This window comes from Burkholderia sp. BC1 (assembly GCF_052683555.1).
In genome coordinates this window covers 1-18,390 of the sequence record NZ_JBQYLP010000088.1, presented here as the reverse complement: position 1 = coordinate 18,390, position 18,390 = coordinate 1, and the positions used below count along the sequence as shown (strand labels likewise).

The 18,390-nt window shown below is 59.5% G+C and carries 16 protein-coding genes and 1 pseudogene; 8 read left to right on the top strand and 9 right to left on the bottom strand.

What is annotated here, in order from left to right:
- Nucleotides 1-47: 47 nt before the first annotated feature.
- The 7 genes and pseudogenes from ACSHSS_RS27135 to ACSHSS_RS27105 all read right to left on the bottom strand — a co-directional run.
- Nucleotides 48-650 (bottom strand): annotated as a pseudogene (locus ACSHSS_RS27135) (TniB family NTP-binding protein); the annotation flags it as partial.
- 8 nt (nt 651-658) lie between these two features.
- Nucleotides 659-2,287 carry a Mu transposase C-terminal domain-containing protein gene (locus ACSHSS_RS27130; protein WP_060081969.1) on the bottom strand — a complete coding sequence of 543 codons (1,629 nt, stop codon included), beginning with the start codon at nt 2,285-2,287 and terminating at the stop codon, nt 659-661.
- A gap of 385 nt (nt 2,288-2,672) precedes the next feature.
- Nucleotides 2,673-2,924, bottom strand: coding sequence for a hypothetical protein (locus ACSHSS_RS27125; RefSeq protein ID WP_043292639.1), 252 nt, complete (start codon nt 2,922-2,924; stop codon nt 2,673-2,675).
- 195 nt (nt 2,925-3,119) lie between these two features.
- Nucleotides 3,120-3,422: a hypothetical protein gene (locus ACSHSS_RS27120; RefSeq protein ID WP_011880221.1), complete on the bottom strand. Its 303-nt coding sequence runs from the start codon at nt 3,420-3,422 to the stop codon at nt 3,120-3,122.
- A 31-nt stretch (nt 3,423-3,453) separates the two neighbouring features.
- On the bottom strand, nt 3,454-4,413 hold the full coding sequence (locus ACSHSS_RS27115) for a tyrosine-type recombinase/integrase (RefSeq protein ID WP_011880220.1): 960 nt from the start codon (nt 4,411-4,413) through the stop codon (nt 3,454-3,456).
- Nucleotides 4,410-5,543: a TIR domain-containing protein gene (locus ACSHSS_RS27110; RefSeq protein ID WP_011880219.1), complete on the bottom strand. Its 1,134-nt coding sequence runs from the start codon at nt 5,541-5,543 to the stop codon at nt 4,410-4,412. Before ACSHSS_RS27110 ends, ACSHSS_RS27115 begins: the two co-directional genes overlap by 4 nt.
- The gene (locus tag ACSHSS_RS27105) at nt 5,533-5,940 is read right to left on the bottom strand and encodes a hypothetical protein (RefSeq protein WP_011880218.1); all 408 of its coding nucleotides are present in this window, start codon (nt 5,938-5,940) and stop codon (nt 5,533-5,535) included. Before ACSHSS_RS27105 ends, ACSHSS_RS27110 begins: the two co-directional genes overlap by 11 nt.
- 287 nt (nt 5,941-6,227) lie before the next feature.
- Between ACSHSS_RS27105 and ACSHSS_RS27100 the strand changes: the two genes are divergently transcribed.
- The 6 genes from ACSHSS_RS27100 (at nt 6,228) to ACSHSS_RS27075 (ending at nt 12,731) form a co-directional block, all read left to right on the top strand.
- Nucleotides 6,228-6,566, top strand: coding sequence for a type II toxin-antitoxin system TacA family antitoxin (locus tag ACSHSS_RS27100; protein WP_011880217.1), 339 nt, complete (start codon nt 6,228-6,230; stop codon nt 6,564-6,566).
- Entirely contained in the window at nt 6,523-7,008 is a 486-nt protein-coding gene (locus tag ACSHSS_RS27095; protein WP_043292638.1) for a GNAT family N-acetyltransferase, read from the top strand. The genes ACSHSS_RS27100 and ACSHSS_RS27095 overlap by 44 nt, the downstream gene beginning before the upstream one ends.
- 778 nt (nt 7,009-7,786) lie before the next feature.
- Nucleotides 7,787-8,086 (top strand): hypothetical protein, encoded by a 300-nt coding sequence (locus ACSHSS_RS27090; protein ID WP_105784261.1) that lies wholly within the window; start codon nt 7,787-7,789, stop codon nt 8,084-8,086.
- A gap of 219 nt (nt 8,087-8,305) precedes the next feature.
- Entirely contained in the window at nt 8,306-10,420 is a 2,115-nt protein-coding gene (locus ACSHSS_RS27085; protein WP_105856631.1) for a phage integrase family protein, read from the top strand.
- Nucleotides 10,421-10,980: 560 nt separating this feature from the next.
- Nucleotides 10,981-11,664 carry a ParA family partition ATPase gene (parA, locus tag ACSHSS_RS27080; protein ID WP_011875473.1) on the top strand — a complete coding sequence of 228 codons (684 nt, stop codon included), beginning with the start codon at nt 10,981-10,983 and terminating at the stop codon, nt 11,662-11,664.
- On the top strand, nt 11,661-12,731 hold the full coding sequence (locus tag ACSHSS_RS27075) for a ParB/RepB/Spo0J family partition protein (protein ID WP_011875474.1): 1,071 nt from the start codon (nt 11,661-11,663) through the stop codon (nt 12,729-12,731). The genes parA and ACSHSS_RS27075 overlap by 4 nt, the downstream gene beginning before the upstream one ends.
- 122 nt (nt 12,732-12,853) lie before the next feature.
- On the opposite strand, the gene ACSHSS_RS27070 is transcribed toward ACSHSS_RS27075, so the two are convergent.
- The gene (locus ACSHSS_RS27070) at nt 12,854-14,125 is read right to left on the bottom strand and encodes a replication initiation protein (RefSeq protein ID WP_011875475.1); all 1,272 of its coding nucleotides are present in this window, start codon (nt 14,123-14,125) and stop codon (nt 12,854-12,856) included.
- Nucleotides 14,126-15,285: 1,160 nt separating this feature from the next.
- Nucleotides 15,286-15,762 carry a hypothetical protein gene (locus ACSHSS_RS27065; RefSeq protein ID WP_445545756.1) on the bottom strand — a complete coding sequence of 159 codons (477 nt, stop codon included), beginning with the start codon at nt 15,760-15,762 and terminating at the stop codon, nt 15,286-15,288.
- 43 nt (nt 15,763-15,805) lie between these two features.
- On the opposite strand from ACSHSS_RS27065, the gene ACSHSS_RS27060 reads away from it, so the two are divergent.
- Both ACSHSS_RS27060 and ACSHSS_RS27055 read left to right on the top strand, forming a co-directional pair.
- Nucleotides 15,806-17,425 (top strand): methyl-accepting chemotaxis protein, encoded by a 1,620-nt coding sequence (locus ACSHSS_RS27060; protein ID WP_445545755.1) that lies wholly within the window; start codon nt 15,806-15,808, stop codon nt 17,423-17,425.
- A 377-nt stretch (nt 17,426-17,802) separates the two neighbouring features.
- Nucleotides 17,803-18,342 carry a helix-turn-helix domain-containing protein gene (locus tag ACSHSS_RS27055; RefSeq protein WP_445545754.1) on the top strand — a complete coding sequence of 180 codons (540 nt, stop codon included), beginning with the start codon at nt 17,803-17,805 and terminating at the stop codon, nt 18,340-18,342.
- Nucleotides 18,343-18,390 lie beyond the last annotated feature (48 nt).

Here is an 18,390-nt window from a genome sequence, read left to right as displayed (position 1 = left end):
GGCTACGTCTGCGATGACCGCCGAGCCGAATAAATCAGCGTTTCCCTAATCATCTGGGTATCGGTTTGAAGCGCCAGCACCGCGTCGCGGGTGCCGACCAGAACCATGCTGATCTGAAGGTCGTTAGCCAGAAATTTCAGCAGGTTCAGCGACGCGCGCTGCTCGCGATAAGAGCCCGCAAGTAGGTGATGCACCTCATCAACGACCAGCATGCGCGGTGACATCCGCCTGAGAATCTCGCGTGCTAAACGTTCAAGCGCTGCCAAGCCGGAAGCGGCATTGTGCGGAGCACCTAGCTCGACCAGTAAGCCTGAATAGAATCGATGCTGATCAGGGGTCGGTGGCATCTGCATCGCGACGACCGGACAACGTTCGACCCCGCTTTTCTCGTCAAACTCGCTTGGATGTGCGCGGCGAAATTTGGCCGTTATTTTCGTCTTGCCAATATTTGAATCACCGTGCAACAGCAGGCACGGCATACGTTCGCGGCGGGGCGTCTCAAAGAGGCGCTCAAGTTGCTGCAGGGCTTGCGTCGCGCGGGGATAGTCGATCCAGCGGTCTCGAAGAAGTCCGAGGATTCGTTCGTCGTTCCCTAACTCGGCTTGCTGTCTGGCAGCCGGTAGCAGATGCGCAAGTGCCCCACCCTTCATGTTTCACCTCACCATTGCTCCACATCGAAGGCCTGAACTGGCGTCGCGTAGTCGACCGCCTCAGCCTCCTGCTCCTTCACGTCATGTCTGTACGGGACAATCCTGTCGTGCAACTCTTCCAATGGGACGATCTTTTTGCGTGACCGTCGACGTGCACGGGCCGTTGTCTGTTTGGCTCTGGAAATTACATGCCGTTGCTCTTCTATTGTCCTGAAGATCAGCGACTCAGAAACAGTTTGTTGTCCTTCCAACCTAATGGAATGCAACGCTGCCCGGTGTTCAAAAAGAGAGATCGCCGGCCGCCGCATGTCTGCGTAACGGACTTCGAGATAGTTGCCGCTCCCTGCTGTCACAAAAACCCGCGAGAGGTCCTCCGGATGATACCGAACGGTGACCGCCCGCCGCGTCTGGCGCCAGGCGACGAAAATCGGATGCCAATAACGAACATGGAAGAGCGTCAGTCCGTCAGCCTGGATTTTCCTCTGCACTACGGGCAAAAACCGAATCAGGAACCTGAGCTCAGCGTCGCTGGAAGCGGGAAGCTGCCGCGAATCAAGGCTAAGGGCAAGCATCCGCCACGTGTCAGCTGGCGTCGCTCCAAGCAGCCCGCGATGCGGAACGTGGTGGTAGCGTCTGGCGATCTCGATCGCGAGCCATTGCTCGAATTCTCGAAGCGTCAACGAGGCCGTCTTTTCAGACTCTCGCGCCTTCCGTCCTTTGGGAGACGATCCAGTCGCCCCCGGTAAGCCCCGGACACGCTCCATCAGGGTGCGGTTCAGGCGTTCAATATGGCCGCCAAAATTAGGCCGCCCGACTGGACGATACATCAGGTGGATACCGTATTCCCGACATCCACTGCGAAGCGCCCTGCTCTTGAACTCGGCAGCGTTGTCCAGATGTAGAACGTTCGGAATCCCACGCATTGGCCACTCTGCGTCCGCCTCGATCTTCGCGAGCCAGGGGTTTTTTGGCAGTGCCGCCCTGGTCAGCAGCAAACCAACGGTAGCCGCTCCCGGACGCTCCATGCCAACGTAAAAACTCAACACGCACCTGGTTGCAACGTCCAGAGCGATAGTCAGCCACGGGCGGCCAATCACCTGTCTGTCATATTCGCTAACCAAAACCACGTCCGCCTGGGTATGGTCGACCTGAACGATTTCCAGAGGATACTTTGCGACAAGTGAACCTGGCGCTGCCAGCGCGCTGGGAAGGGCCGCGCGCTGCAGGGCGTCCGCCTCGCGATGCTGAGCCCACCGCCGGCCTATGGTGGTTCGGCCTGGTGGTTGCAGTCCGGCAAGCTCACATCTGCGTCGAACCTCCAGCACGAGATCGGTTGCAGGATGCGCCAAATGTCGTTGAGTGGGCAGCCAGACGTGCACTACTTCGTCAATCACTGCATCAACGGCCCCTCCCAATCGATGGCTGCTCTCAGATGGGCCTCGTCGTTTCGGAATGACCGCGCTCGCTACCGGGTTTGCCAGAAATTTCCGCCGCAGACGATAAACAGTAGTCCAGTGGACGCCCAGCAGATTGGCAGCCGAAACCGCGCGCTTCTTCGAAAGCGGTCCTCGCCCCAATGGCCGGAGAACATCTGCTACTTTTTCCGCTCTGCTAACTGCTTCCTCGGAAACCGTCATTGCCGCTCCTAATTGAGCCTCGTCAGACGCGTTAGCGGAATTAAAGGACACGTATAACGCGTTAGCAAAATAAACGGACATCCGATCGTGCGCGCGTTGCCAAAACGCAACGCATGAAAAGACGCGCGAGACGGCATCAATGCCTTATCTCACGGGGCCGTGGCCGTGTCTTACATTAGCGTAATCTATGGACACGATTAGCAGTTTTTAAGGGCTTCAACACGAACCGCGACCAGCAATTGAGCAATTCCACGGCCACGACGGCCGACCGGCAGCACGACGAGCATCGTGTAATTGCCGACGCGTGGCTACAGCGCGCGATTGATGGAATCCGGCAAATGCACCTCAACGAGGATGCACGTCGCGAGGTCGCGGGGAGGCTTTTTTAGCGCCGCGCATCGAGCACGTGACGACGGTAAAACGGCAAATGGAGCAAATCGAACTGCAACGTCGTCACGCTCGTCGACGCCACAAAGGCACGAACCCGGCTCGTGGCCGGGTTCGTCTCACTGACGCTGTCCGCAATAACCAGCGCCCCACTAATCTGGACTCGTTTCAGCAAAGTCGAATGATCTGGCAATACATTCAATAACATCACCAGACTGCATTTCGATGCATAGAACACATCCCCGCTCATCCTGGCTCTGCGTCATCCTATTAATGCTGACGCTCGGCCCCCACGGATGCTGGCGAGGCATGTTCACGGATAAAACACCCCTTGCGATCAACGTTCGACCATGCGACGACGTATCTCGCATCTTGAACACCGATTCGCCTAGGCGCCAGTCGATCTCAAGCCCGACGAAGGTCCAATCGTGGCAATGATTGAAGTTCATTTTGTGTTTAACGGCAAATGTGCATCTGGCGATTCCGGCGCAACGGGATTGCCATTGATATCCAGCCGACCTCCTGACGGGTCATTGACATGGCAATGTGGGCAAGGATCGGCAGGATGAATCAATATGCGCTGCTCTCCCGTCACCGGATCAACATAAGCATCCTGACCACCCTGCGGGTTCGGGCCTTTGGGAATCAATCCACTATCCTTGGCGTGTTGATCGATTTCCTCGGGCGTTTTTCCGGCAACACCGTCGTGGCCGTCCCCGCGCTTCGGTCGCATGAACAAATTCCCCATAACGGCGTCCTTGGCGGAAGAGCAGCGGGACTCAGAGCTGAATCCGCTCGATCTCGTCCAAGCTGAGTGCGTCGTGACGCCGGTCGTACAGCTGCGTGGTGCGCGTCGACGCGTGGTTGGCCATTGCCGCGGCGCTCTCGAGCGTGCCGCCGTTCTGCAGGTACGCAGTAATGCCGGTCGCGCGAAACGTATGGTTGCCGATCGCAGTCGCGATGCCGGCCGCCGCCGCGCGCCGGCGCACCATGGCGTATGCGTTCGCTTGCGGCAACGGCGTGCAGCTGAGCTGCCGGGTGCCACGTGCGATCGTGCGGAACAGCGGCCCCTTCGGCTCGGCACCGGTGCCGCTCAGGTGTTCCAAATAGGCATGCAGGGCTGCCTCGAGCGTGTGGTGGCAGGGCATCGCGTGCGCCTTGCCACCTTTTTCGCGCAACCGCACCCACAGCCGCCGCTGCTGCACATAGACGTCGTCAAGCCGCATCGCCAGCGCTGCGCCGATCCGCGCGAACGAAAACACCATCAGTGCGATCAGCGCACGGTCCCGCAGCCCGATCGGCGTGCTTACATCGATGCTGTCGAGCAGCTGCCGCGCCTCGGTACGATCGAGCACGGGCGTGGCGCCTGTGCGCGCCGGGTGGCTCGGCCCGCGCACCGACGCGGCCGGATTGACCGACACGATCTGGCCGGTCACCAGCCAGTCGAACAGGTGGCGGATCGCCGCCAACTGCTGCTTGACGGTCGGCGCCGACAACGCCTGGGTCTGCAACTCAATCCAAGCTGCGACATGCAGCGGCTGCACGGCCGCGATCGACGGTATGCCCATCTCGCCGCACCAGGTCAGGAAATCCCCTGCCGCCCGCGCGTAGGCGCGTCGGGTGTGTGGATTGCGAATCGCCGAGGCGAAGAATTCCAGAAAACGCACGCCAGCCCGCTCACCGGCTGCGGTGACGAGTGCCGGCGTGGAATTGGCCGCGACGATGACGAGCTGGCTCATGCCTGCATCGCCTTTTTCCAGTCGATGGCAAAACCCATCGCGTCGAGCTCTCGGCATAAGGACTTCTTCCAACCGCCCGCTGTATCCATGGCTTCCCACACCACGCCGGCAAAGTCACTCGGAATCTCGAGTTGACCGCGTTTCAGCGCGCATACCCTGTCACGGCCAAGGCGGCCGATGAAATAGCCGAGCTCGAGCAACACATTCTGCCTGGCACGGGGCTCTGGCGTGCCGTCTTTCACGGAACCTACATCGTCCGGCGTCAGCAATACCACGGCAAAGCCGACATTGCCGTGTGCCTCGATCTTCTCAATGACCGTCCGCCCCTGGTTGGCCTTTTCATGCAGGATGATCGCCTCGAAGTCGATCTTTTCCAGGAACCGCGCGACCGCCTCGCGGGCCCCTTCGTCGTGGCCATGGACCACGAACACCCGCCGGGAAAGCGCCGCGGCCGGCACGATCGGTTGCGGCGCGGCATGCTCTGCATCCTCTAAGTCCTCTCGAAGAGCACGCTGCGCGTCCTGCAGAAGGGCGACGGATCGGTCGAAATTTTCCCGAGCTTCTTGGCGAAGATAGAACTCATTGTTGCCGTAGCTTTTGGGCTGTATAGGCCTCAGTGCCGTCGCGGCCCTGTAGCGTCGATACGCCGTCGTGTCCTTGCCGAAACATCGTTCGAGCGTGTCCGCGATCGCCGCCGACAGCGCAGCCAGCTCGGGCATAATTCCTTCCTTCAGCGTTTGGAAATCGAATGCCTTAAGCGCGTCGATTCGCTCCTGCAGGCGGGTGATCCCGCGCTCGATGTCCTGCTGCAAATGGGCTGCTTTCATCGTTGTTGTTGGCTGCGACGGTTGAGTACCTACTTCAGAGAGCGGATTGGAACGGAGTGAGGCCAATAGGTTATGCCCGGCGGACGTTAGCCCAGCAAATTCGATCGATCCCATGCGGCCACTGCCTTCCGAGTGAATCAGGGCATCCTCCTTGAGCAGCCCTAGGTGATAAAAAACCTCTTCCGGGGTATGTCCGTCGATATGGATCTCCGCGTCGCCCACTTGGAACCGGACAATGCGGTTGAGCGGCAATTCCTCGAGCTTGAGCAGCAATTCGCGGCTCAGGCTCAGGTCACGCTTCATCGTGATCGCCCTCCTGACCAACCTGCAATGCTCGGGCGCGCTGCAGCAGCTGATCTACCTCGTTCATGGTCCGGGCCTCGACTTCAATGTCGCCGATCTTCAGTCGCATCTTGCGTCCATGGCGACCGCTGATCCAGGCGCCGACCGCCGTGCCGATTACGCCAATGGCCGCCGGCCCCAGCTCCTTGATAATGAATTCAGCCAGCGGGTAACCCATCGCGGCCGCCGAGTCGAACGCCATGCCCCGTTGCGAATAGCGGATGCCCGCCGAGTACAGCGCCGAGCTGAAGCTTCGGAGCTCCTTCTGAAAGGCCGGATCATTCTCGGGCAGATCGTCAGGCGCCCGCTTCAGCCGGATCTCGATCTCCTGCACGTTGCTGCTGTTGTTCGTGCCCATGCGGCGCTCTGATATATGCGATAAAGGACATTATCATATATAAAAACCGAGAATTCGCGTCTCGATGTCGGCGTCACGGAGGCCGGCGCCAATCTCGCACACGTGGTGACATTTTGTCACCAGGTGTGCTATACTGACTCCCATATTGCTCAATGGAGAACCAATATGACCTAGCGACAACACCCACATTCGGGGGGCACCGCCCCATTACTGATCACAGTACAGAACCTCCTCCCCTGCATCAGACGGGGACGCATCACGAAAGAGGTTCGGAAAGAGGACAAACAATGGCTATCAACAACGGTGTGGACAACTCCAGCCGCGGGCGAGTCACTGCCCGGTTGAGTGCAGAAAAGCAAGAAATCCTGCAGCTCGCTGCGGACCTATCGGGCAGTACCCTTAACCAGTTCATTGTGCAATCGGCACTTCGGGCGGCAGAGCAAGTCATCGAGCAGGAAGAAGTCATTCGTTCCATCCGTCTGACGATGGACGAATCGAGGCGCTTCTTCGCGCTCTTGGACGAGCCGCCAAAGCCCAACGAAGCACTGCAGCGCGCAATGGCACGTTTCAGGAACAAACAGCGTGGAAACGCAAATTCAACAACTCAAGGAGAGCGACGACCGTAGCAGCTTCGACTGCGGCGTCGGCTCGATGAACGATTGGCTGCGCAACATCGCCAATCAGCATCAGAAAAAAAACTTGTCGCGCACCTACGTCGCGACGGCGCCCGATAATCCTCGGGCGATTATGGGCTACTACGCGCTGGCCGCCACGTCGGTGGAAACCGACGGGATGCCGGGCGCCAAACTCCCTAGGAATGTCTCGGCCGTGCTTCTGGCCCGGCTGGCCGTAGACGTGAAGTACCAGGGCCAAGGTCTCGGCGAAGACCTGCTGATGCACGCGCTCGACACGGTGCTGACGACGGCCGAGGCTGTCGGCGTGCAGTGCGTGGTGGTTGACGCAATCGACCAGCACGCGGCGGCGTTCTATTTGCGATACGGATTCGAGCCCTTCACGGCTACACCGCTCCGGCTATTCCTGCCGGTAGCGACCATCCGGCAGGCGTGACGAATGGCCGGGACAGCTGCCCCGGCTTTTGCGTACGCAACACCTCGCTGGTCGCGCTTAGCAAAAACATCGCGGGTCGATCCAACACCTTCCGTCGCGCACATAGCGAATGCGCTGCTTATCGGGGCTTCGTTATGGAGAATCAGGAGCCCTCGCGGCTTGTCCGTTTCGTCGGCGCGGCGGTCGGCCTGCTGCTGACGCGCGAAGTCCATCAGATCTTTCGAATACACGCGGGCCGCCGCGCGCCAATAGGGGCCACGTTACCGGAATCTCAGCCACAGCGGAACCCTCCTGGGCGCTCCCCCAATTCTCTCCGCACCGCGGAGAGAATTCGGCCGCCGGCCCGCCGAGACCCGTCCCTTTCACCAAGCTAAATGTGGGCGGTCGCAATTGAGCTTCAGCACCGCCTGAGACGAAGTCGCCTCGCCAACAGCCCCGCCTGGATCGAAGAACCTCCCGGCCCTCGTGTGACGCAATGGCCAATGAACCCGCCCAGCGGCACGTCGGCGCCCGCCCCAGAAATCCAGGGACGCCGAAACAGTTACGGCACCGTTTTTCGCTCGCAGCGGTCGGAGCCCTCAATCCCCTGGGGCGAGTGCCACGCGCTTGCACAACTAAATCTGTAACCAATCCGGTGCGGCGCAGCATTTCCGGCAATCCCTTGATCTACAAGGCGAAGCGGCCGGATGCGATTTCAACTAATCTTGTGTCGTAACGGTCGACGCGCTGGCGGAGGCGATGGATGGCACGACGCTCACGCTTACGGGCAGGCGGTTCCTTGAACGACGGCACGGGATTGAACGACGTCGACCTTGCCGCTTGGCCGTCGATCGACGAGCTCGCGCTTTCCGCCGAGCGACGCGCGCTCTATCGGCGACGCGAGCGCGCGATCCGCCTGTACCTAAACGGCGCGACCGACCGCCAAATCCAAGCGGCCTGCAGCCTTGGCCGCGTCCAGACGTACCGGCTGCTGACCGAGCGCTGCCTCAAAACGCACCCGGATGGCCGCGTCAACGGCTGGCGAGGCCTCCTGCCATATACCGGCGCATGCGGCGGCTTCGCCCATGTCTCGAAATGAAGGGGCGGATAGCTTTAACTATCCGCCCCTTCATTTTTTCGGGTCGAAGGGGTATATTTTGGATCGCGTCCGCCCGAACCCGCGCCCAGCAAGGCGCTCCGGTCAGGCACACAAGATCCGCGAACCAGCGTGATCGGCGCATCGTCGAGCGGCCGTCTGACACCGCCGCACCGATCTGTATCAAACAACACGATTTCCGTATTTCGACAGGACTCGCGCATGAAGCTGACCGGCGACATTGAAGATGTGGTGTTTCACGAAGTCGCTGGCACGCCCGCGCCGGCCAGCAGCCCGCACCCGGACGGCCGCGCCCGGCGGCGGCCGCCGCGCGCCGCGCCCGTCGAACGCCGGATCGGCCTGCAGCACCTGGCGTTCTTCCGCGGCTATCTCGAGGGGCTGGATCTGGCGGAGCTGGCCGACCAGTACCTTGAATTCGGCCGCGACGCGCGCAAGGCGGCGGCGACGCGCACCTGGCTGGTCACCGCGTTCGTCGGCGCGGCCCGCAAGCGCCACGACTTCGCGACCGCCCGGCTGCTGGCGATCCGCCCGGCGGCGCTGGCCGCGCCGGCCGTGCCCACCGTGCCGACGCCGTCGCTGGAGGACTTCGCCGCCGAACACGATCCGGACGGCTTCTACACCGAAAAGGAACTGCTGGACCTGTTTACCGCCCAGCACGCCAGCGACAGTGCTGACGCCGGCGCCACGCTGCGCCGCCAGCAGCGCAACGCACGCCTGCGGGCCCGGCAGATGGCGGCGCTCGACGCGCTCGCGCGCCTGTTGGTCGAGGATCCGCAGCCCGAGCACCACGTACTCGGCTGGTTCGACACGGCCGTGGCGCTGCGCCTGGCCGACGTCGGGATCGACACGATCGGCCGGCTAGTCGAGACCATCAACGCGGTCGGCTACCGCTGGTATCGCTCCGTGCCCCGCCTGGGCGAGATCGGCGCGCGCCGCATCACCGCGTGGCTCGAACACTACGGCGACGTCGACGGCCTGCGGATCGCGACCAACGCACGGGTTCACCCGTCCGAGCGCACGCTGCCGGTGCCGGCGCTCACGCGAGCGCCCGCCACCGGCATCGTCCCGTTGGAATACTTCCTGATCCCGGCCGACCTCGACGGCTCGCGCGGGGCGAACCGCAATCCGCTCAAGAACAACAGCGGCGCGCACAACGACCTGCAGGCGATCGACTTCTGGCTGGCCGACTACGAGAACCCGCACACCCGCGACAAATACCGCGCCGAGGCCGAACGCCTGCTGCTGTGGGCGATCTTCGCGAAGCGCAAGCCGCTGTCCAGCCTCGACGTGAACGACGCGCGCGACTACATCAACCACTTCCTGGTCGATCCGCAGCCGGCCGCAATGTGGGTGATGGAGCGCGCAATGCCCCGCGCCGACCCGGCGTGGCGCCCGTTTCGTGGCCCGCTGTCGGTCAAGAGCCGCCAGGATGCGCTGGCGGCGCTGAAGAAGTGTTTCGGCGATCTGGTCGCCGCCCAATATCTCGACCACAACGCGTTCACCAAGATCAGGGTGTTTCTCGGCACCGAGCTGGACGCCGCCGGCAACGAGCGAAGGGTCGCCGCGAAACCCCGCATTCAAGCGGAACGCAGCCTGACGAAGGAGGCCTGGGCGTTCGCGATGCGCGTGCTCGACGCGCTGCCCGACTCGGCCTCGGCGGCTCGCCTGCGCTTCGTGCTCGCCTTCGCGTACAGCACGGGGCTGCGCCGCGCGGAGCTGTGCGGCGCGTTCACCGACGACATCGTGCAACGCTACGCCGGCGCCGAACTCGGCACGATTCACCTGCTGCGGGTGGTCGGCAAGGGCGCGAAGGAGCGCTTCGTGCCACTGGTGCCAGCCGTGCTCGACGCGCTCGGCGACTACCTCGTGACGCGCGGCTTCCCGCGCGATCCGCTGGCCTGCCCCCTGGGCACCCCGCTCATCCCCGCGCTGCTCGACAACCGCGAGATTGGTCGAGTGCGCCGCGAGGCTGCGGCGTCAGGCGCCGATCCGGATGCAGCGGTGGCGGCCCTCACTCGCCGCGACCGGCCGGTCCATCCCGACCGGCTCTACCGCGCGGTGAAACGATTCTTCGCGACTGCGACCGAAGCCGCTATGCGGGAGGACTCGCCGCACGCGCGGGCTTTCAGCGCAGCCAGCACGCACTGGCTGCGCCACACGTTCGTGTCGCATGCGCTCGCGAACGGCATGAGCCTCGAGAGCGCGCGGAATTTTGCGGGCCACGACTCACTCGATACCACGTCGATCTACGCGACCGCAGAGCTTGGCCGTCAGTATCGCGAGGCGGAGACCTTCCTTAGTCGAGCCTCTAAATAATGTTATTGGAGCGAGGCCCCATTCGCGGCGCCCCACCGAAAAGGGCTTCTCCCAGATATTGTCCGAGATTGACCAGCCGGCGCCATCAACCCCCCAGAAAATCCTCGACTTCCTCTGCGAGCCGCAAAAATTCTCCCAGATGATCTGGGACTTACCGCCAGGGCCGACGCGACTCCCGCCACGCCGGCCGACATTCGGTATATAAGATCACCCCCCAAGACCGATCAAAGACTCGCCTTCGGCATCGGATCGATCAATTCGTCAGATGGTCTGAGGCGCAATCTCCACGTGGAGATTGCCCGCTGCGCGTGCTATCGATCTACCGCGCTGCTGCCTGCACACCCGGGAATCTCCACGTGGAGACCCTCGCAGGAGACTGTCGATATGCTTCTTGAAATTAACAAAAAACCGTCTATACTTTATAACGCACAACGCTTTTATACACATCACTACGATGTGCCGCTCGATCTCCACGTGGAGATCGGCATCAACCCAAACTCGAATCTCCACGTGGAGATCGGTGATGGGAATCGAATGCCCTGATACAGTCCGGAGGCGAGATGGGTCTAGTATTCGCTGTTGCAAACCAGAAGGGTGGGACCGGGAAAACGACCACGACAATTAATCTGGCTGGGGCTTTTCATGCTGCCGGTTATAAGCCACTTGTCGCAGATGCTGATGCTCAAAACTCTTGTTTGCGCTGGAACGCCGTCGCGGACGATGGAAATCCGCTTCCGTTCAAAATCGTCAGTGTCGCGAGTCACGGCAAGCAAATAGGAAGTGTCATCACACAATTGGCGGAAGATTCAGAAATCGTGTTGGTGGATTGCCCTCCCAGCATTGAGTCCCCAATTACCGCACGAGTGTTGATGGTCGCCGACGCAACGATCATTCCGACCGATTCGTCACCGCTCGACCTCTGGAGCAGCGAGGGGATGATCCGCTTGGTGGAGCAAACTCGCGCCGTGCAGCCTAATGGGAAGTACGCGATTCTTCTCAACAAGGCGAACCCGAAGACCCAGCTCCATAAGCAGATGAAGGAACTACTTTCGGAAAGCAAAGTTCACCTCTTATCGACCACGATTAAGAATCGAGAAGTCTATAAATTGGCTGCGGCCTTGGGTCGGACTGTATTCGATGTGAAAGGGCTCAGGTCCGACGCCGTGAAACCGGCTCGAAACGAGGTCGCAGCGCTACTTGAGGAACTGATCGCCTTTTACAACACCGAGGAAGATGCAGAATGAGTAGGAAGCTCGATCTAAAAAGCAAAGTGCGTGTCGGCATGCATGCGGAGCGTTCCGACGTTGACGCACGCCTGAAAAATTCCGGTGTTGTCGAAACTGCCCAGTCGGACGCCGCCCACATCCTGGAGCCCGACTCCCGCGCTGTGAGCGATGAGAAGCCCACACCGATCGTTGACGCTCCAATAGAACGACCGGGCGATCAACGGATCCACATCCTTTCGATCGCCGATTGCATCGGAAATCCGTACAATCCTCGCGCCTTCTACAGCCCTCAGAGCATCGATGCTCTTGCTGCGACGCTTGACCGGGAAGAACAACTTCAGCCGATTATTTTCACGGAATTGCCGGAGTTTCCCGGTAAAAAGATTATTGTCGACGGAGAACGACGCAAGCGGGCTCTGAAGAGTTTGGGGCGCACCACCGTCCTGGGCGTCTATCGCGGCAACCTTTCGCCGAAATCTCTGTTCATGTTGGCGTACAGGGCAAACAAGGAACGGGACGATCAGACGGTGTTCGACGACGCCGTTTCGTGGCAGCGCCTCTTGAACGAGCATGTCTATCGGGACCAGCTTGAATTGGCCGCGGCGGTAGGCGAAGACAAGGGAGTGGTCAATAAGGTTCTTCTGCTCAACACTTTGCCGATGCCGCTGCTGCAACGGATGGTCGACAACGCTGACAAGGTTAAGCTCTCGCATGCCTACAACATCAAGCTCATATGCGACAAGGCAGGCGAGGCGGTAGCCGAACACTGGCTCGACCAGGTGATCGCCGGTCAGGCATCTGTCCGAAAGCTCGAACAAGTCGCGACCAGCGAGAAAACCGCCGCGCGAGGCGCAAAGAGGACTCACTATGAGTCGCGGGTCAAGTTTGCCTCACCAAGTGGTTTCGAACTTGGAGAACTGAAGGCGTTCGCCGACGGCAGAGCCGAGTTGAACCTGAAGGGGATAAAGGGCGAAGCGCAAGAGCGCCTGATCGACAAGTTGACTGCGGTCGTACAATCTTGGGCGCTCGAGCTGCAGGCGGACGACGTCGACGTACCACCTCGCGCTACGCAGTCAGCAGCGTAAGCGAGCCGCCGCTTTACCGGCCGCTCGGGCTAGAATGCCTGAGCGGCGTAACGAAAAACCTCCTGGCCTCTCCACATGATTTACGCGATCGAGCAGAGGCACGATCGCGGAAGACAGAGCAGTCACCGAGAATTTGCGCCGCCACCAGCGAGCACGAAATTCAAGAGATCGCGGTCTGTCGGCTTGCCCCAAACGTCCTCGGCCAGCCAGTGAAAGAACGCTTGCTCGGCTGCTTTCTTTGGCTTCTTGCCCGCCACGAGCTTCAGCTGTGACGCCACCTGACTCTCGTTATAGCGATTGACACAATCCCCTTGCTCGCCAGAATCAAGCTCGTTGAAATATCCACGAGCTTGCTCGGCCCGTTCGGCGAGCAGCTTGGACAGGAGCTTGTCCTCCGCTTGCTCTGGGGACGAGGCGATCGACACGACACTGCTGTCCGGTTTGCCGCGACCGTTTTCCAGCTGATAACCATTTACCAGAGCTTTCCGAAAATACGATGCGACATTGTCCAAAGGCTGCGCATTCTTTTTCTTCACACGAACATCGGTGTACGCGAGCGCTTGACGTACCGCCTCGGGGCCATGTTGGCCTAACAGTTTCCGCGCCTCGGACAGGGGAACTGAGAGTTTCGTCATCGCCGTCAGAACGTCGAGGTCTTCTTCGGACGTGGCCTCAGATTTTCGCTTTGGCGTGATAAAGAATCGAACCTCCGTTACAGAGCGACCGGTTTTCTCCTCTTTCATGACAATCTCATGATCGGAGACGTCGTTGATCTCCCTAAGTGCCGGGACCAAAATCCTGCTCTTGAAAATCTTGTACTCGGCGTATGAACCTTGCCCCCAGTCCATGCCTAGCAAAAGATCGCGAAGGGTGTTGACCTTCATTTTCCCCGTCTGACCGACACCTTCGTAGCGCACAACGTTCTCCCACAGGGTCAGCGCGTAACCGCGCTTGAACGTCCTGGCGATTCGCATATCGATGCTCGCATACACTTCGGGGCTAAGCAGAAGCTCGCTGATGTTGTCCGAGAACTGATACTTAAGCGTACCACCGGATATCTTCGCACCTGCTAGCAACGCGCTGGCGTTCCACTCAGACTTCGCTGCCAACTGGTCCCAGTTGACCACAAAGCCCAGCAACGAATTGATCGTCGCCTTGACGAACTCACGATTTTTTGAGTTCAGGCCGACGTCAGAAATCAGATCCCCGATCGAGTACTCGAACCATGTACGTTCACCTTCCTTGCGCTGCTCGATCGCGTTCTTGATCAAGGCGTTCCACGTCTTCGCCTGCTGGAGTGAGATCGGCCCGGTCTTCGGCGCTATGTGAATTGCCGGCACCGCCTTCCGAAAGGGATCTGGCATCTCCGGCATCTGGAAGAGGGCGATTTGCATGGGTTCCCGACCCGCGTCTTTTTTCGTTGCCACGAAGGGATACGCTCGAATGGAGATGAACGGTAACAATACACTGTACTTTGTTCACCTTCAAGGCCAGGCGTGACGTCGGCGACTAGAACCGCTGCTTTCCACTTCCTTGAGAACCATAGACGTTCACCAATGGTGCCCGAGATCACTTCCGGATGAGATCCTACAGATTATCATTAAAATTCAATGACTTAACAATCACCCTCACGAACCACACGCTGAACTGTCGGAACCATAGAGGTTCACCTTAGGCAGACGAAAGAGGGGTGAATTCGATAGCTCTTTCCCGGCGCACGGAACCATAGCCGTTCACTTTTCAGTACTCTTCCGGGATGGTCGGCGCTCGCGGGCCAAAGCGAACCATAGACGTTCACCTTTGAACCGCTTCTACCGATCCACTACTTTGGAGAAGCGCCATCACGTAGAGATGTGATTGAAAATCAAACAGTTACAGGTCAAAGCTCAAGTGCAATCTCTGCTACACATTCGGACCTTCGGAACCATACGCATTCACCTTCAGCAGTCCCCACACGCCTTCACCGTTCTCCGGTACAACCCAGAACCATAGACATTCACTCTCACCCCATATACATGTACCTGGCGAACCACAGCCGTGTACCATCTGAACCATATCCCTTCACCCTTAGAACCACAGGCGTTCACCATACGAACCATAGCTATGCACTTTGCATCCCTCAAAGCCTTATCCAGCATGGCTTTGCCAGGACGTAAACGTAGTTAAAGGTGTTAAAAGTGTTGAAGTAAACACGTAAACGAGCGCTGGCTTTTAGCAACACCACAAAGCTCCCTCCAGCAACGGAGCCGACACCGCCACATCATCGGCCGCAGCAAAGAGTGTGTGAACCATAGACGTTCACCTAATCGCGTCGCACCAATCAAGTCCATCCGCCGCTCACGCTGCCCAGAAGTCGAACCATAAACATTCACCTACCAACCAACCTTGAACCACAGAAGTTCACCGATCAGGTTCGAACCGTCGGAGCGGTGCTCGCGGTGAACCTTGGTTCTGAAATAGGGGATCCGACACCTAAGCCTGCCGCAAGCACCGAAATTCCTTCTACGCGGACGACGCATCCGGTCGATGCTGGGTTCCAATTCCGTTGAGTTCGTCACTTTGCTTTGGGGGATAGCCCGAGCAACGATGGAAGGAGAGTGTTGACAAGACGTTCTAAAGCCGAAAGATGGGGGACCACATCTTCGATATTTGCCGAGTCGACTCGAATGTATCGACCGCTTCCCCCCAACGAAAATGCCAAGGTAATGCCGTCCGCGATGTCGGCGACACCGGTACACAAGATCGCTTTTACCCGCGCTGGAGCGGCCTGGCTCGGCACCGTCAAGTTACGGCAATCATCAGCATGGCAAAAGCGTTGCGAGTCCGCACCATCGCGGAAGGCGTTGAGACCGCCGGTCAGGCGGAAGATCTGCTTCGTCTCGGGTGCGATGAAGCACAAGGATATTACTACGGGCGACCGATCAGTGCGCAGGAGTTGGCAGATCGCTGGATTAACCGCGCCAACTAATCTCGTCAGTTCGATCGTGTCCTTGGCTACCGCACTCGCCGCCGGTCCGGTGGTGAGCTTCAAATTCTTGCTCGCCCCGGCTTAACTGTTTCGAATATCCAGAACGATGCGCAATAATCAGCCAGCCACCCAGCGTGAATACAAGATTTCCGGCAATCTGACGCTTGTTTCAGTGACCGACCCGAAGGGGCGTATCACCTATTGCAACCGCGCATTCGTGGAAGTTAGCGGCTTTGCCCGGGAAGAACTGCTTGGCCAGCCCCACAATATCGTCCGTCACCCGGACATGCCGGAAGAAGCCTTCCGCGACATGTGGGCGACCTTGCAGACCGGCTTGCCTTGGAGCGGTATGGTCAAGAACCGTCGCAAGAACGGCGACTACTACTGGGTACAGGCGAATGCGACGCCGATGATGGATGGGGATCGGATAATCGGGTTCCTTTCCGTGCGCATTATTCCTTCGCGCGAGGCGGTTGTGGCCGCCGAGCGTTTATATGCCGTCATGCGCGACGAAGCCCGTGCCGGAAAGACAAAGCACATCCTGCGAAGGGGGGAGGTCTTGCGCAGTGACTGGCTCGGGCGAGCCCGCCGCTCGCTGACGCCCGGCACGGCCGGTAAGTTGTTGATCGCCCAGCTTCTCGCGGCCGCCATGATCGTCGTGCCTGTGGTACTCCGCATGCCGCAACCAGTAATATTCGTTGCGGCTCTTTTGGCGGTCTCGCTGACATTCTGGCGTACCCGATCGCTAGCACTCAAACCACTTAGTTTTCTGGTGGCGGACGCGAACCGACTTGCTGCAGGCGACCTGTCGCATTCGGTGACGACGGGCACAAGCGGAGCAGCCGGGCGAGTGCAGCAAGCCTTGATGCAGATGTCGGTCAATCTGCGGACCGTCGTGCAGGACGTACGGAACGAGGTCAATCAGTTGCGTCTGGCCATCAGTGAAATCGCCGCTGGTAACAGCGATCTTTCGGCGCGAACGGAATCACAGGCCGCGAGTCTGGAAGAGACCGCCGCCTCGATGGAGCAGATCAACGGCACGGTGAAACATAGCGCAGATGCAGCCGAGCGCGGCGCAAGGCTGGCGCATGAAACGTCACAGGTGACACTGCAGGGTAACGAGGCCGTTCAGGCAGTGGCAGAGACCATGGAGGGCATCGCAGATTCAGCGAAGCACATCAACGAAATTGCTCATCTGATTGAGGGCATTGCCTTTCAAACCAACATCCTCGCGCTGAATGCTGCAGTTGAGGCTGCCCGGGCCGGTAGCGCAGGGCGTGGTTTTGCGGTGGTCGCATCTGAAGTTCGTGCTCTGGCGCAGCGTACCTCCACCGCGACAAAGGAGATCAAGCAGCTTCTGATGGATTCGGCACAGCGTGTGACGCTGGGCAGGGACCGAACCATCGACGCGCGCGAGCGTATGAAAGATGTGCTCGGCGCAGTGGCCAAGGTCAGCACGGTGCTTGACGAAATCAGCGTCGCTTCGGTTGAGCAGCGGACCGGTGTCGAGCAAATCAGCTGGGCGGTCGAGCATATGGATTCGGTGACGCAGCAGAATGCGGCGATGGTGGAAGAGTTGGCAGCGGCAGTCGGATCACTGAAAGATCAGTCGGAGGAAGTTAATAATTCGATGCGGCTGTTTCGTCTGGAGCGTGATGAGATTTCGCTCGCCCAGATCGACGCCGTCGAGCTCCGCCGGGACGCGAAACTCGCGTTGGCGGACTGAGTGCGGGTATTCGAAAACGCACAGAACGGCAAATCCAGCCTTCGACTTCGACACGGATGTCCCTCCCAAGCACGCCGGCAGGAAGCCTCATCGATGAGCAGCCAGACGAACGAGGATCGCTGGGCATCGTGATGTCAGATTCTGCAGGACAACTGTAGGCGTTCATTATTAGCGCTAGCCGTGTTCAGAAACGTTGCTAGCGGAAATTCTCAAAGAAGCCTCGGCGAACAGGGACTTTTTGAAGCTTTCTGGCGGCTGCTTAGCCGTTGCGTTTCTGCAACAGAAACTTGGCCAATGTTCACTAACGTTGCTAGCACGTTGCACGTGTTCTTTAATACTGCTATTGCGACGTGTCGCGTGGATTGATAGGGATCCATATGGCTTCGATCGAAGAGCGGGCCGCTCGAGCAGCGAAGATTGCGTCCGTGCTTCGACCGCTTGGCAACGGCGAGCTTTCCCGACAGCAGGCTGAACGAGCAGCACAGCTATTAGGCGTTCACTACACCACCGTATATCGCCTGCGTCGACGTTTCCTCGCAGATCCGGTCGCCAGCACATTAGAGCCAAGGCAGCCGGGTAGGGCGACGGGGGGCAGACTGGACGCCGCCGTCGAATGCGTCATCGACGAGGCCGTGCACGAATGGCTCCCCGATCAGCGGCACCTTGCGCATCCTGCAACTGATCTTGTACTTGAGGTGAAACGTCGCTGCAGCGTTGCAGGTCTATCGCCTCCGAGCAGGTCAACAATAGCTCGACGGTGGCTCTCCTATCGCGAGCAGGATGCTTTGGCACGAGCTGCCCTCCCGGACGCTGCAGTTGCACCTGGCACATTCCAGGTCCGACATCCGTTAGATATCGTGCAGGTTGATCACACGCAAGCGGACATCCTGCTTGTTAGCGAACTGGACGGACAGTGAGCTTGCCCGCAAAAAATGGATCCCTTGCTGAGTGTGTAAAACTCACGC